Raw genomic sequence first — 14541 nt, forward strand, 5'->3', positions numbered from 1 at the left:
TGGGTCAACCGGCGAGCGGCACGGATGCTTCCCGTGTCCGCGGGTTGTCTGCGCCCGGGCTGCTGCCGAAGACGTAGCGCCGGTACGACCAGTATCGGAATGCCGTCCCGAGCGCCAGCCCGACGACATTCGCCGAGAGGTTGTCCGCCAGGCGACTGGTCAGGCCCAGCAGATCGTGCGAGATGACCAGGGTCAGTACCGATACGCCCAGGCCGACCAGGTTGAAGAGCACGAACAGCATCACCTCCCGACGACGGTCCCCCGCACCCTCGCCACGCCACGTGATGGCCCGGTTGCCGACGTAAGTCACGACCATCGCGAGCGCCACCGCCAGAGACTTCGCGACACTCGGATCGAGACCCACCAGGAGCGGCGCGGTCCGCAGGTAGTTGAAGACACCCACGTCGACGACGTAGCCGAACCCGCCGACGGCGAGGAAGCTCAGAATCTCCGGCGACATGAGCCGGGCGACGATCCCGCTAGGGCGCGACACGACGCAACCCTCCGGATCCGTGGCAGCCGCCGACCACACGTGGCGCAGGACGATCGATGCCGTCCCGCAGATAGATCCTGCGGCCACACACGGCACCGACCCGGTGATAGTCACGGGACAGGATCGCGCGGGTGCCGGACGTGTCCAGCCCCCATGATCGAAGGTGCCGTCTGGTCACGAACCAGGTCGGTGCCGATGGCCCGGTCAGAATCGTGTCGAGCTGGGCCAGGTGCGGATCGAGCGTCTTGACCGGGAGGCTCCACAGATGGACGTACGGGGACGGGAGCCCCGAGGCATACGTCAGGTTGGCGCCTCCCCAGGCGTTCACGATTGTGTCGCCGGGCTTTGCGGCGGCAGCAATCGCGCTGCCGACCGACTGGGCGCTGTCACCGGGCGGTGCCGTCAGGCCCATGCCCCAGCCGACCATCGCCGCGACCACGGCGTACGCAATGAGTACCCGGGCAACCCTGCCGTGGCGCGCCGCCACGACGCCGGCGGCAACCGAGACTGGCGCCACGAGCTCGACCAGGTAGTGGTGCCAGTAGGTGCCACCCAGCAGCACCGACACGCCGGCGAACACCATCGTCCCGATCAGCGCCCACCACAGCGGGTCCCGACGCCGCCGCAGCACGGTGTCACCCACGATGGGGAGCAGGAGGAGAGCGATCCCGCTGCTCAGAGCAACTCCCACCAGGCTGATCAGCCGCGCAGTCGAGTGCTGACGTCCACCCTCCGCCAGAACCTTGCCGGCGCGGAGACGGAAGGGGTACATCGCGTCGAGGACCCCGGTCAGCGACGTCCCGTGCCACGAGGTCCAGCCAGCCACGACGAGTGCCGCCGCCAACGCGCCGGCGACTCCACCGGCGGCGATCGCGGCCGAGCGACGGGCGGTGAGCCGACCGCACCACCATGAGATCGCGACGGCGAGCACGCCGAAGACCGCGGCGTCCGCAATGTTCTGCTTGACCAGCACTGCGCCGATCCCACACACACCGGCGATCGCCGCCCATGCCACCGCCGGCCGCTCCCGGTCAGCCCGGACCGCGTGGATCCCGGCCGCGATCCCGGCGAGGACCAGCGGCGCAGCGAGCAGCTCCCCGTCGACCTCATAGCCGCCGAGCCATGGGCTCAGACACAGCGCTGCCGCCGCCACGGCAGCCCAGCGGGCGGCAGCCGGTCCCCCCAGCAGGCCCGCCACCCGCGCCGACCCGATGACCACCAGCGCCACCGCGAGGCAGCCGATCAGCCGCAATGCCGTGAGTCCTCCGAGCGACGACGCGGTCCGAAAGATCGTGATCAGCAGCGGTGGCCGGTCGACCCAGTAGTCGCCGTAGAGGGAGCGGCCTGCACCGGACCACTGGGCACCGACCAGCAGGAAGCCACCCTCGTCGGGTCGCGGGGGCCGCGCGATGAGTGCCAACCGGGCCAGGACCGGCACGGCCACGCTGACGGCCAGGGTCCAGGTCGGCAGCAGGCCGAGCGACTGGCGAGGTGCGCGGAGGGGTCCAGCGTCCAGCACGGTCATGTGACCAACCTCGACCTCCGAACCTGACCGTGACCTGACTGCTGTCGCCTCCCGGCGTCGCCGACAGCGCAGGATGGGGCACCATGGCGGCATGGCTGTCGTGGGCATCTGCGAGGACGATCCGGATGTGCGGCGCGTCCTGACCGATGCGCTCAAGATGAACGGGCACGAGGTCGTCATCGCTCGCAACGGCCGCGAGGCCGTGGACAACCTCGGCCCGCGCAGTGGCGTCGAGGTGCTGATCCTGGACATCGGCCTGCCCGACGCCGACGGCCGCGACGTGTGCCAGGCCCTGCGCGCCGACGGACAGCACGCTCCCACACTGTTCCTCACGGCGCTGGATGCTGTCCACGACCGGGTGTCGGGCTTCCACGCCGGTGGAGACGACTACGTCGTCAAGCCGTTTGCGATCTCCGAGATCCTCGTGCGGATCGATGCGCTACGACGTCGGAGCCGCTCCGAGCCCGTCTCGGTCAGCGGCCTGAGCCTCAACCCCGACCGGTTGTCAGTCCAGGCCGACGACCGTGAGGTGGCTCTGACCCCCACGGAGTTCCGGCTGCTCGCTGCCATCGCGGCCGATCCGGGCGGCATCGTGCGCAGGCGGACCGCGGTCGCCGCAGCCTGGCCCGACGGCGCGATCGTCAACGAGAACACGATCGACTCGTACGTGCGTCGCCTGCGGGTCAAGCTCGCGACGATCGACTCCCCCGTCGGGCTCGTGACGGTGCGTGGAGTCGGGTTCACGCTGCGATGAGCACCCCCGGACGCAGCCTCATCTCCCGCATCGTGTGGAGCACCCTGATCGTGACCGCCATCGCCATGGTCGCGATGGTCGGCACGGTCCTGCTGATCCTCGCCGCGCTGACCCGCAACAACATCGACAACCGGCTGCACGACCAGCTGTCGGCGGTCTCGGCCACGGTCACGGTTCGGGGGGACGGCACGGTGACGGCGTTGGAGACCCCCAACGACTCGATCGACGACACGACCTGGATCTTCGCCGCCGATGGTGCCGTGATCGAGGGCCCGCGAGTCGGCGCCCGACTGACCGCGATCGCGACCTCGCTCTCCGACGTACGCGCGGAGACCAACCTGAACCAGGACGAGCACGCTTTCCTTGCCGCCCCCGTCACCCGCAGCGGCACGGTGCGCGCCGTGGTCGTCGTCGAGGCGCCGCTCGAGCCATATGAGTCGACCCGCAACCTGACCCTGCTGGGGCTCGCAGCCCTCGCCCTGGTCGTGACCGGCGGATCGGCCGCGCTCGCGGCGTGGACCGTACGCCGCACGCTGGAGCCGGTCGAGACCATGGCAGAGAGCGCCGAGGACTGGAGCGAGCATGACCTGGACTCCCGGTTCGAGACCACCGAGGTCGATGACGAGTTCGGCCACCTCGGTCGCACGCTGAACGGCCTGCTCGACCGCGTGGCGGGGGCGCTTCGCGGCGAGCAGCGGTTGACCTCGGAGCTGGCACATGAGCTGAGGACGCCCTTGACCGCGATCCGTGGCGAGGCCGAGCTGAGCCTCATGGCCGAATCCGATGCCGACATCAGGGTCCGGCTCGAGCGGGTCGTCACTCTCGTGGACGTCATGAGCACGACGATCAGCTCGCTCGTCGCGATCGCCCGGGACGACGCGCGGACCAGCTCGCACACCACGTCCGACGTTCTCGTGCGGACCGTACTGGAGCACCACCCGCATGCTCGGGGGATCTCGGTCTCGACCGACGGGATCACGGCCGTCGACATCGCAGTGCCGATCGATCTGGCCGCGCGTGCCCTCTCGCCAATCCTCGACAATGCACTCCAGCACGCCCGATCACGCGTCACGATCGTCGCCGAGACCGAGGGTCGCATGGTGCGCATCAGGATCAGCGACGACGGCGAGGGGCTTCCCAGCGGCGACACCGAGTCGGTGTTCCTGTCCGGCCGGCGCGGACCGGCCAGCACCGGGGCGGGCCTGGGACTCGCGCTGTCGCGGAGGGTCGCTCGCACGCTCGGCGGTGACGTCCACGTCACTTCGGCTGCCGATCCGACGACGTTCACGGTGACCCTCCCCGTCTCATGAGTGATCAGGTACGTGGCAGGTTGGCCACCCCAGAGTGGCGCCATGACGCTTTCCACAACGCCACCTGAGCCCACCACGCCACACGTCGACCGACGCGCCTGGACCCGGATCCTGTTGAACAAGGTTCCCGAGGTCACAGTGCTGTTCTGGGTCGTCAAGATCTTGTCCACGACGGTTGGCGAGACCGCCGCGGACTTCCTCAACGAGAACGTCGGTCTGGGACTGTCCGCGACGACGGCGCTCATGGCGCTCCTGCTGGCCGCCGTGCTGATCGTCCAGTTCTCGCTCCGCCGCTACGTGCCCGCCGTGTACTGGCTCGCAGTCGTGCTCGTCAGCGTCGTCGGAACGTTGTTCTCCGACAACCTGGTCGACAACCTCGGCGTCAGCCTCTGGACCACCTCGGCGATCTTCGGCGCGGGACTGATCGCCTCTTTCGTCGCTTGGTACCGCTCGGAGCACACCCTGTCGATCCACTCGATCGTGACCCGCCGACGTGAGGCGTTCTACTGGCTCGCGATCCTGTTCACCTTCGCACTCGGCACCTCGGCCGGCGACCTGGTCGCCGAGAAGCTCGCGGTCGGCTATCTCCCGTCCGCGCTGATCTTCGGCAGCTTGATCGCCGTGATCACCGCGTCGTACTTCGCCTTCAAGGCCGATGCCGTGATCGCCTTCTGGGCGGCCTACATCGTCACCCGCCCGTTCGGCGCCTCGATGGGCGACTTCCTGACTGCATCAACCAAGGATGGCGGACTGGGCCTGGGCACGAACGGCACGAGCGCCTTGTTCATCGCGATCATCGTCGGATGCGTCGGCTGGTTCACGATCACGGCTCGCCGGGCCGATCGCGACCTCGTGCTGACCCCCGCGGCCGCTTGACCCTCCCGTACTGCCCGTCACAGGAAGTCAGACATGAGCACCTCGATCCACCCCAGGCAGGCGGCCCTGCCGCTGACACTGACCGCGGCGGCCATCGCCGCCCTGCTGGGCCTGGCCGACTCCGCCCGGGAGCATGACGGGGTCTCCGCGAGGCTCGACCCGCAGCTTGCGACGGATGCGGTGCACCTCCGTACGGGCCTGCTGACCCGCGCCGCGCATCTGCTGACGTTCCTCGGCAGCGAGATCGTCGTGGGTGGACTGGCGCTGGTGTTTCTGGTCGTGCTGCTCCAGCGGCGCGGCCGCTTCCTGGCCGGCTGCTTCGCGATGGCGATGGCCGTTTCAGTCGGGCTCACGGTCGGTGTCAAGCTGCTCGTCGAGCGCCCCCCCCCCGGGAGCGCCTATCGGCTCGGATCGCTCGACACCACCTACTCGTTTCCGTCCGGCCACAGCCTCAACTCGGCCGTCCTCCTGGGTCTGGTCGTGCTGCTCGTGGTCCCGCTGATCCGGTCTCGTGCCCGACGGATCCTCGCGATCGCCGGAGCCACGCTGCTCGGGATCGGAATCGGTGTGAGCCGCGTCTATCTCGGCTATCACTGGGCCAGCGACGTGCTCGCGTCGTGGCTCATCGCCGCAGCACTGCTGACACTCGTGTCCCTGGCCGTTCGGGTCCGACTCACAGGCTCCACGCCACGGTCCGGCAGCAGTCAGGTCCTCGCAGGTGCTGAGACGTCGTGACCGGCCGTGGTCATGACCCGGTGGTGCCGAGCACGGCGAGCGCCGCGTCGACACTCTGCTCGACGAGATGCTGATCCAGCGGTGGCAGCCCCGGCAGCAGCGCCCGCATCATCAACGGTCCGGTGATGAGATCGCAGATCCACTCCGTGTCCTCGCACGGCTCGATCTCTCCGCGGAGTCCCGCGCGCTCGAGGAGCCGTGCCGTGGCCGCACGTCGGGGCGTCAGGAACCGCTCGACGAAGGCAGTGGCTGCGGCGCTGCTGGTCCCGAGCTCGTCGAGCAGTCCCCCGACAGCCCCTCGCAGAACTGGATCGCCGAACAGCACCAGCTGGTGTTGCTGCAGGTCCAGCAGGTCTCCGCGCAGAGTGCCGGTGTCGTGAGTGGGATCGTCGCCGAAGCGGTCCACGAGCGCATCGATCACGAGCTCGGCCCGATTGCGGTGGCGTCGGTAGAGCGCCGGCTTCGTGGTCCCGGCAAGCCTGGCGACAGCGTCGATCGTCGTCCCGGCATAGCCGTGCTCGGCCAGCAGCGCGCAGGTCGCGTCGAGCAACGCGCGATCCAGGCGCGCGTCGCGAGGGCGACCGAAGGCATTGACCGACATACGTTCCTAACCGTAACGTAAGAGCATGACTGAGCATCCCGACCGGAGTACACACCGTATCCAGAGCGACTCCGGGGGCCAGATCCACACCTGGATCTACCCCGCGGCCCGTACGACGTTCCACGCCGAGCTGGGTTCGCCGCTCGCACCGGCGATCGTGATGGCGCACGGCATCGGCGGCATCAAGGCGGCTGGGCTGGCTCCGTTCGCCGAGGCATTCTCGGCGGCGGGCTACACGTGTCTCGTCCTGGACTACCGGCACTGGGGCGACTCCGACGGAGAGCCACGCGAAATGCTCTCGATCCGGGCTCAGCTCGACGACTACCGCACGGTGCTGCGCCATGCTCGAGCGATGGACGGGGTCGACCCCGAGCGCATCTTCGTCTGGGGGACGTCGTTCGCCGGGATGCACGTCGTGGAGCTTGCCGCGAGTGAGGACTACCTCGCCGGAGCGATCGCCCAGTGCCCGCTGGTGGACGGACTGGCGGGCCTGGTCAACGTGCCGCTCCCCCGCGGCCTGCGACTGATGCGGGAATCGGCACTGGACCGGCTCGGCGCCCTGCGCGGACGCTCCCCGCGCTACCTGCCGCTGATCGTGTCCGAGAACGAGTTCGGGGTGATCGCGACCGATGACGCCCTGCACGGGCTGGAACGGCTGCAGCCCGCCGACGGCACAGACTGGCCCAACCAGATCACCGCCCGCAGCCTGCTGGACGTGACCTTCAGCCGCCCCGTGCGCCGCGCCGGAAAGGCCCGCTGCCCGTTGCTGATGGTGGTGGCCGAGGACGACACCATGGCGCCCACCAGACCTGCGATTCGTACGGCGGCCCGCGCTCCACGCGGTGAGCTCTACCGCAGTCGCGGCGGGCACTACGACGTGTACGCCGGCGGTTTCGACCACGAGCACGTGGTCGCGGTGGAGCTTGCGTTCCTCGATCGCGTCAGCGGACGACTGGAGGTCGTGGCGAACGGGCAGCGCGGCTGAGACGCACTGCGACACCGGGCCACCACGACGGACACCGCGACCACGGGCTGCGTCTCGCAGTCAGGCTGCAGTCAGGTCACGGTGCCTAGCGTGACGGCATGATCGCCGCCCTGACTCCACTGCTCTACACGCTCGGCCCGGCCGCACTGCTGCTGGTCATGGCGGTGGTGTTCGCCGAGAGCGGGCTGCTGATCGGGTTCTTCCTGCCGGGCGACTCACTACTGTTCCTCGCCGGCGCGCTGGTGGCGTCGCACGTCATCGGGCTGCCGATCTGGCTGCTCGCCGCCGGAGTGCTCGTCGCCGCGGTGGTCGGTGACCAGGTGGGCTACCTGATCGGGCGACACTTCGGTCCGCGGTTGTTCTCCCGGCCGGACTCACGGATCTTCTCGCAGGACAACGCCGACCACGCCCAGCGGTTCTTCAACCGGCACGGGCCCAAGGCTGTCGTCCTCGCACGGTTCGTCCCGGTCATCCGCACATTCGTCCCAGCGGTCGCCGGGGTCGGGCACATGCCGCGTCGCCGGTTCACCCTGTTCAACATCCTGGGCGCGACGGCGTGGTCGATCGGCATCGTGTCGGCAGGTTTTCTCTTTGGCGGCATCCCGGTCATCGCCGGTCACATCGAGCTCTTCACGATCGGTCTCGCGGGGCTGTCGGTCATACCGGGGACCATCGCGTACGTCCGGGGTCGTCGCCAGCAAAAGGCAGCGCCAGCGGTTGTACACACCGACATCCTGGTCTGACCGGCAGCCACCGGATGCAGGCGCGTGACCCTCTCAACTCAGGTTGGTGTGCTTCCCTTGAGGTGGGTCGGCACGGGAGTTGCTCGCCTCGGAAGGTCTGGATGCATCACCTGCGCACGTTCATGCAGTCGCGCTCGGTCCTGGTCGCGTGCATCGTTCTGGCCGTGGCTGTGCCGGCCGTGACACTGCCGCGGCTGCCCCACGTCACGGTGTGGCCGGTGCTGCTGGGTCTGATCCCATGGATGTTCGGCAAGTACGTTCTGTGTCCCCTGCGCTGGCGTGCGCTGACGACCGCCCCGTTGAGCCGTTGGTGGTACATCCGCGCCTACGCCGAGGGCGAGCTGCTCGGATTGCTGACCCCGGCCTACGTCGGCGGCGACCTGTGGCGCATCCGCCGGCTGACCCGGACGGGAGTCAGCGCACCGGATGCGCTCGGCAGCGTCGGCCTCGACCGATTCGTCGGCGGAGTCGGACTCGCGGTGTTCGTCGTCTTCGCTGGTGCGACGCTGCCGTTCCAGATGCTCGTCATCGCGATCGGCGTGGGCGTCGTGACGATCCTCGGTGCCGTGCTCCTGCGGTCCCTGCGTCCCCATCTCATGCCCCGACGCATCCTGCCGCCGCCACGCCAGCTGGCACACGCATTGTTCCTCTCAGCGCTCTACCAACTGACGATCGCGGCGCTGCTCCTCGGCACGGTGTCGGCCACAGGCCATCCGCTGTCACCGTTGGCGCTGCTCGGCGCCTTCGGTGCGAGCCAGCTCGCCGGCGCGATCCCCGGCCCGCACGGCGCGAGCCCCCGCGACGCGGCCTTCGTCCTCGCACTGGTGGCCCTCGGGGTCCCGTGGATCGCCGCGGCGGCCGCCGTGACGCTCAAGGCGACACTGGCATGGGGCCCCGCCCTGCTCCTGGGCGGCGCAAGCCTGCTGGTCACCCGGCGAGCCACACGCTCAGCGGTGCCCGCGACCGTCTGAGCCCCAGAACGCCAACAACCCCGGACGAGACGTCCGGGGTTGTTGATTTGGTGGAGCATAGGAGATTCGAACTCCTGACCTCTTCGATGCGAACGAAGCGCGCTACCAACTGCGCCAATGCCCCAGGCCGTGCGTCGCCAACATTATCAGGCGGTCGGCGGTCACCTCGGCCGGGAGCGAGCACGGGCTTCCTGCACTAGCATCGGCGGAACCGACGCAGGGAGGCGCTCGCATGGACCGCTGGCTGTTCCGATGGAGGAGGCTGCGCCGCGAGCTGTGGTTCCGCGCCAGTCTGTACGCGCTGCTGGGCGTCGCCGCGGCGCTACTCGCAGTGGTCGCCGCCCCGCTCGTGCCACAAGCCATGGCCGACCGACTCGGCGGCGACTCGGCGAACAGCATCCTCACGATCCTGGCGTCGAGCCTGCTCGCCGTCGCGACCTTCTCGCTCGGCGCGATGGTCACGGCGTACACGTCGATGTCCGCGGCCGCCTCGCCCCGGGTCGCCTCGCTCGTGACGTCGGACGAGGGCTCCCAGAAGGCCCTGTCGACGTTCGTCGGCGCGTTCCTCTACTCCGTGGTGGCGGTGACTGCGATCAACGCCGGCTACTACGGGACGAAGGGCCGCTCGATCCTGTTCCTGGTCAGCGCCTTCGTCGTGCTGGTCGTCGCCCTGCGGTTGCTCGCCTGGATCGAACGACTGTCCCGACTCGCCACGATCAGCCACATCGTCGAGAAGGTCGAGGCTCTTGTCCGCGAGTCGCTGGACCAGCGCCGCCTCACATCGCTCGCGGCGCCCGATCCAGAGCGTGGCGTGCACGGCGTCGAGGTCGCTGCCGGGCGAACGGGCCACGTGCAGAACATCGCGCTCGACCGGCTGCAGGGCCTCGCGGAGGACCTGGACTGCCGGGTCGAGCTGCTGGTCGCTCCGGGCGCGTTCGTGCTCACCGGCCAACCGGTCCTGCGCACCGATCTCACCGAGTGCCCCGAGGGGAGGCTCGCCGACCTTCGCCACGCGATCGAGATCGGCGATGGGCGGTCCTACGAGCAGGATCCACGATTCGGCCTGATCGTCCTGGGTGAGATCGCTGGCAAGGCCCTGTCCCCGGGCGTCAACGACCCGGGCACGGCGATCAGCGTGATCCGCGCGGCGACCCGGGTGCTGGATGACTGGTCCCGCGCCGACACCGGCCAGATCGGGCACGACCGGCTGACCGCACTGCCGCTGGCAGCGAGCGATCTGCTCGACGACGTCTTCACACCCATCGCGCGAGACGGCGCGGGCGACCTGGCCGTGGCCGTGGCCCTTCAACAGGCCCTGTCGGCCCTGCGGGCAGGCCCAGCCGATGTCGCGGCGTGCGCAGAACGACTGGCTGCCTCCGGCCTGGCCCGGAGTCGGCGGGCGATGACCGATCCGGACGACCTGCGCCGCGTCGAGGAGGCCCGACGCAACGTCGTCCGCCGGATTGCCTAGCTGGTCAGTGACCGACGGCGCGGCGCTGCTCGTCCGCACCCTCGGCGCGGTGCGGCAGCTCGACGTCCTCGCCCTCGATGTGACCCGAGGTCCAGGCGCCTGCCTGGCCGAACTCGATCGTGCGGACCGTGCGGCCAGCACGCGGCTTCGTGACGTAGGTCGGCAGTGTCACCGGCAGCGGGTCCCACAGCGCCTCGCCCGTGGTCGAGACCGACGGGACGGCAATGACGATCTGGTCCTCCAGGGCGTCGACCTCGAGAGGGACGTCCTCCATCTGGTGCTTGCGACCCGGGTTGATGTCCTCGTGGTGCCCCGAGACGATGATGGTCTCTTCGTCCTCAGCGGCCAGCGAAGGCGACGACTTGGCGGTCTTGGCGGTCTTGGCGGTCTTGCCAGCCCTACCAGTCTTGGCAGCCCTGGCGATCTTGGCAACCCTGGCCATCGGGGGCAGCTGCGGCACCGAGAGGCGGCCGAGGCCGAGCTCTCCACGAACCTGGATGCGGCAGGCCGTGAGCCACGCACCGATGAGTACCACCGGGGCGACGATCCACATCGATCCGATGACGGACAGCACCGAGAGTCCCGTCACCACGACGGCGAGGGCCAGCAGTGTCAGCAGCGTGCGACGACGGCGCTTCGCCGCGAGCCGCGCAGCGGGCCGGTCAAGATTGCGAGCAGCGGGCTGCTCGGGTGCCGCGGCGATCGGCGCCGACTCGGCGATCTCCACCGTTGGCTTGGTCGCCGGAGTCGACCGTGCGATGACTCGACCGAGGGTGCCGGAGGTGTCGATGGAGGCATTCTTGCTGGCATCGTCGTAGCGGCGCAGGACGAGCGGCACGAAGTACGCGGCCCAGACGGCCACGACGAACGCGATGATCAACCCACTACTGGAACCCACGAGCAAAACGGTAGGCGGTGCGAGCCGACTTCCACGGCAGCCACGGCCGTGTGTCGCCTGAGAACTTGTGTGACGGGTGTGACTCGCCGACTCAGGAGGGGGGGTCCAGGCGCGCAACGAGGCCGGCCGGAACGTCCTCGGCAAGCACCTGGAAGACCCGATGATCTCGCCAGTCCCCCGCAATGTGCAGGTATCGCGGGGCGAGGCCGACCTCGGTGAACCCGAGCTTCTGGACGACGCGAAGGCTGGCCGCGTTCTCGGGCCTGATCGAGACCTCGATGCGGTGCAGGCCGACCGTCGTGAGCAGGTGGTCCGACACCAGCGCCACGGCGGTCGGGGTGACACCGCGGCCGGCATGGCTCCTGGCGACCCAGTAGCCGAGACTTGCCCACTGGGCCGAGCCCCACGTGATGCCGTTGACAGTCAGCATGCCAACCATCTCGTCGTCCCACGTCAGGACGAATGGCATCGCCTGGCCGAGTCGCGCTCGGCGTCGCAACGTGCCGATCATGCCGACATACGAGGTGGCCGGCCGGCCCGCCTCGCGAGGCAGCGTCGCCTCCCACGGACTGAGCCAGTCAGCGTTGGCCGCCCGCAGGCGCACCCAGGTGCGGGCATCTCGGCGGTGCAGCGGACGTACGCCGATGTGCCCACGCTTCAGCTCGACCGGCCAGCCCGGGCTCACGCGCTGCCGCCGGGCAGGTCATCACGCACGTGATCGCCCCCGGCGACCTGGTCCACGGCGTGCGGCAGGACGACGGCGAGGACGGCGAGGCCGTCCTTGACGCCGCCACGCGACCCCGGCAGGTTGACCACGACGGCGGATCCGGCAACTCCGGCCAGTCCTCGGGACAGCATCGCGGTCGGCACTCCATTGGCGACTCCGCGGGCCCGGATCGCCTCTGCCACGCCGGGCAGCTCACGGTCCAGCAGTGGCCGGGTCGCCTCGGGCGTGCGGTCGGTCGGGTTGATGCCGGTGCCACCCGTCGAGACGACCACGGCGACACCTTCGGCCAGCGCCGCGGAGATCGCCTCGGCAACGGGCGGGCCGTCGCCGACGACCGCCGGCTCACCGACGTCGAAACCCCAGCCACGCAGTGCTTCCACGATCAGCGGGCCTGTTGTGTCCTGGTAGACACCTGCCGAGGCGCGGTTGGACGCGACGACGACCGCCGCCCTCCGGTTCGGGGTTGTCACGACCGGGTCCAGTCGCCGCTCTTGCCGCCCGACTTGGCGACAACCTCGATGTCAGTGATCCGGGCGAGCTTGTCGACCGCCTTGACCATGTCGACCATGGTCAGCGCGGCGACGCTGACCGCGGTCAACGCCTCCATCTCGACGCCGGTGCGGTCGGCGGTCCGGACCGTCGCGGTGATCGCCACGGCATCGTCACCGACGACCAGATCGACCTCGACTCCCCCGATCGCCAGCGGATGGCACAACGGGATCAGATCGGGAGTGCGCTTGGTCGCCATGATCCCGGCGATGCGCGCCGTCGCGATCGCATCACCCTTGGGAACACCCTCGCCGCGCAACAGCTCGATGACCCGAGCGCTGACCTCGACCCGCCCCCGCGCGGTCGCGCTGCGGGAGGTGACGTCCTTGGCGGTCACGTCGACCATCCTCGCGTGGCCCTGGCTGTCCAGGTGGCTGAGGGAGCCGCTCACGACCCACCGCTCCGGATCATCGTCAGAACGGCCGATCCAGCACGAGGGTGCGGACGGTGTCGCCGAGATTGAGTGCGGTCTGGTCCTCACCGACGATGATCAGCGCATTGGCCTTGGCCAGCGCTCCGACCAGGTGAGACCCGTTGCCTTGGATCGGGGTGACCTTGGCGCCCCGGTGGGTGACCTCGAAGACCCCTCGGACGTACTGCCGGATGCCGGGCGTCGACCGCAGGTCGGACGCCAGGACCGCATGGACCATCGGCCGACGGTAAGGCGTACGGCCCATCATGCGTCGGATCGCCGGGAGCACGAACACCTCGAACGAGACGTAGGCCGACACGGCATTGCCCGGCAGCGTGATGATCGGGGTCTGCTCGTCGAAGACCCGACCGAAGCCCTGCGGCTTTCCCGGCTGCATCGCGACCTCGACGAAGTCGACCGTGCCCAACGCTGACAGCGTCTCCTTGACCACATCGTGGTCGCCCTTGCTGATGCCGCCGCTGGTCACGACCAGGTCCGCGCGCACGAGCTGCTCGGACAGCACCTTGCGGAACGTCCGGGGATTGTCGTCGACCGCACCGACTCGATAGCAGATCGCCCCGGCAGCGCGGACGGCTGCGGCCAGCATGTAGCTGTTGCCGTCGTTGATCGAGTCGTAGTCCAGGTGGGTGCCGGGCTCACGGAGCTCGCTGCCGGTAGAGATGACGACGACCCGGGGACGCGGGCGGGCCTTGACGCGAGGTGCGCCGAGTGCGGCCAGCAGGCCGATCTCTCGCGGTCCGAGGACCGTGCCCTCATCCAGAACCGTCTCGCCAGTCTTGACGTCATCGCCCTTGGGTCGGATGCACGCACCCGGCTTGGTGGACTCGTAGATCTCGACGCGGGCGTTGCCGCGATCGGTTTTCTCGAACGGGATGACCGAGTCGGCACCGCGCGGTATCGGCGCTCCGGTCATGATCTTGACCGCGGTGCCGGCGCTGATCGCGAACGGTCGGGCGGAGCCCGCGGCGATCTCACCGACGACCGGCAGGGCGACTGGCTGCTCACGGCTCGCACCGACGACGTCCTCGGCGCGGATCGCGTATCCGTCCATCGCGGAGTTGTCGAACAACGGCAGGTCGGACGGGCTGACGAAGGCCTCGTGCAGCGGCAGACCCAGCGACTCGACGAGAGGCTGGTCGTAGGCGCCCAGCGGGCCGATTCCGCGCAGGATCTTCTCGAGGTGGTCCTCGACCGTCAACAATCCCTCGCGGACGCTCGCGGGTCGTGGTCGCGTGGTCGTGCCGGCGGGTGCAGCCGGAGTCGCGCTGACGGCCGCGGCACCGTCCACCGGCTCGGCCGGCGCGGGCGTCGCGGGGGTCGGTGCGGGCGGAGGCTGGGGCACCGACTGCGTCACCGCGTCCTCGGATGCGGTGCCCTGCGAGGTTCCCGCGACGGAGGCTTGTTGATCGTCCGGACCGAGCGGCAGCATGTTCTGCTCCGATTCGCCGTCGGTTTCTCCTGGGGACATGC

16 protein-coding genes and 1 tRNA gene are annotated in these 14541 nt (G+C 69.5%); 8 read left to right on the top strand and 9 right to left on the bottom strand.

Going from position 1 to position 14541, the window contains the following annotated elements; genetic code table 11:
* Positions 1–4 precede the first annotated feature (4 nt).
* On the bottom strand, positions 5–493 hold the full coding sequence (locus C6I20_RS17630; protein ID WP_118398890.1) for a GtrA family protein: 489 nt from the start codon (positions 491–493) through the stop codon (positions 5–7).
* Complete coding sequence (locus C6I20_RS12355) at positions 480–2018, bottom strand: hypothetical protein (RefSeq protein WP_118396275.1); 1539 nt, start codon at positions 2016–2018, stop codon at positions 480–482. Before C6I20_RS12355 ends, C6I20_RS17630 begins: the two co-directional genes overlap by 14 nt.
* 91 nt (positions 2019–2109) lie before the next feature.
* Here C6I20_RS12355 and C6I20_RS12360 point away from each other — a divergent pair, with 91 nt between their 5' ends.
* The 4 genes from C6I20_RS12360 to C6I20_RS12375 are packed head-to-tail and all read left to right on the top strand — an operon-like array spanning position 2110 to position 5693.
* Positions 2110–2772 carry a response regulator transcription factor gene (locus C6I20_RS12360; protein WP_118396277.1) on the top strand — a complete coding sequence of 221 codons (663 nt, stop codon included), beginning with the start codon at positions 2110–2112 and terminating at the stop codon, positions 2770–2772.
* Complete coding sequence (locus C6I20_RS12365) at positions 2769–4082, top strand: HAMP domain-containing sensor histidine kinase (protein ID WP_118396279.1); 1314 nt, start codon at positions 2769–2771, stop codon at positions 4080–4082. Before C6I20_RS12360 ends, C6I20_RS12365 begins: the two co-directional genes overlap by 4 nt.
* 42 nt (positions 4083–4124) lie before the next feature.
* Entirely contained in the window at positions 4125–4958 is an 834-nt protein-coding gene (locus tag C6I20_RS12370; protein WP_118396281.1) for a hypothetical protein, read from the top strand.
* A gap of 33 nt (positions 4959–4991) precedes the next feature.
* Complete coding sequence (locus C6I20_RS12375; protein WP_118396283.1) at positions 4992–5693, top strand: phosphatase PAP2 family protein; 702 nt, start codon at positions 4992–4994, stop codon at positions 5691–5693.
* A 10-nt stretch (positions 5694–5703) separates the two neighbouring features.
* Here C6I20_RS12375 and C6I20_RS12380 read toward each other — a convergent pair whose 3' ends face one another.
* Positions 5704–6294 (bottom strand): TetR/AcrR family transcriptional regulator, encoded by a 591-nt coding sequence (locus tag C6I20_RS12380; RefSeq protein ID WP_118396285.1) that lies wholly within the window; start codon positions 6292–6294, stop codon positions 5704–5706.
* 25 nt (positions 6295–6319) lie between these two features.
* Here C6I20_RS12380 and C6I20_RS12385 point away from each other — a divergent pair, with 25 nt between their 5' ends.
* From C6I20_RS12385 to C6I20_RS12395, 3 genes are all read left to right on the top strand, one after another.
* On the top strand, positions 6320–7279 hold the full coding sequence (locus tag C6I20_RS12385) for an alpha/beta hydrolase (protein ID WP_118396287.1): 960 nt from the start codon (positions 6320–6322) through the stop codon (positions 7277–7279).
* A 98-nt stretch (positions 7280–7377) separates the two neighbouring features.
* Entirely contained in the window at positions 7378–8022 is a 645-nt protein-coding gene (locus C6I20_RS12390) for a VTT domain-containing protein (protein WP_118396289.1), read from the top strand.
* Positions 8023–8123: 101 nt separating this feature from the next.
* Complete coding sequence (locus C6I20_RS12395) at positions 8124–8993, top strand: lysylphosphatidylglycerol synthase transmembrane domain-containing protein (protein ID WP_162891308.1); 870 nt, start codon at positions 8124–8126, stop codon at positions 8991–8993.
* Positions 8994–9041: 48 nt separating this feature from the next.
* On the opposite strand, the gene C6I20_RS12400 is transcribed toward C6I20_RS12395, so the two are convergent.
* Positions 9042–9117, bottom strand: a tRNA-Ala gene (locus C6I20_RS12400).
* A 108-nt stretch (positions 9118–9225) separates the two neighbouring features.
* On the opposite strand from C6I20_RS12400, the gene C6I20_RS12405 reads away from it, so the two are divergent.
* Positions 9226–10464, top strand: coding sequence for a DUF2254 domain-containing protein (locus C6I20_RS12405; protein ID WP_118396294.1), 1239 nt, complete (start codon positions 9226–9228; stop codon positions 10462–10464).
* Positions 10465–10468: 4 nt separating this feature from the next.
* Here the strand turns inward: C6I20_RS12405 and C6I20_RS12410 are convergent, their stop codons facing one another.
* The 5 genes from C6I20_RS12410 to glp form a co-directional block, all read right to left on the bottom strand.
* Positions 10469–11362: a hypothetical protein gene (locus tag C6I20_RS12410; protein ID WP_162891309.1), complete on the bottom strand. Its 894-nt coding sequence runs from the start codon at positions 11360–11362 to the stop codon at positions 10469–10471.
* Positions 11363–11453: 91 nt separating this feature from the next.
* Complete coding sequence (locus tag C6I20_RS12415) at positions 11454–12047, bottom strand: GNAT family N-acetyltransferase (RefSeq protein ID WP_118396298.1); 594 nt, start codon at positions 12045–12047, stop codon at positions 11454–11456.
* Positions 12044–12559 (bottom strand): molybdenum cofactor biosynthesis protein B, encoded by a 516-nt coding sequence (locus C6I20_RS12420; protein WP_118396300.1) that lies wholly within the window; start codon positions 12557–12559, stop codon positions 12044–12046. The genes C6I20_RS12415 and C6I20_RS12420 overlap by 4 nt, the downstream gene beginning before the upstream one ends.
* Positions 12556–13029 (bottom strand): cyclic pyranopterin monophosphate synthase MoaC, encoded by a 474-nt coding sequence (moaC, locus tag C6I20_RS12425; RefSeq protein ID WP_216822884.1) that lies wholly within the window; start codon positions 13027–13029, stop codon positions 12556–12558. Before moaC ends, C6I20_RS12420 begins: the two co-directional genes overlap by 4 nt.
* 22 nt (positions 13030–13051) lie before the next feature.
* A complete protein-coding gene (gene glp / locus C6I20_RS12430) occupies positions 13052–14539 on the bottom strand; it encodes a gephyrin-like molybdotransferase Glp (protein ID WP_254052131.1) in 1488 nt (495 codons plus the stop codon).
* Positions 14540–14541 lie beyond the last annotated feature (2 nt).

The sequence above is a fragment of the Aeromicrobium sp. A1-2 genome (assembly GCF_003443875.1).
Lineage (GTDB): Bacteria > Actinomycetota > Actinomycetes > Propionibacteriales > Nocardioidaceae > Aeromicrobium.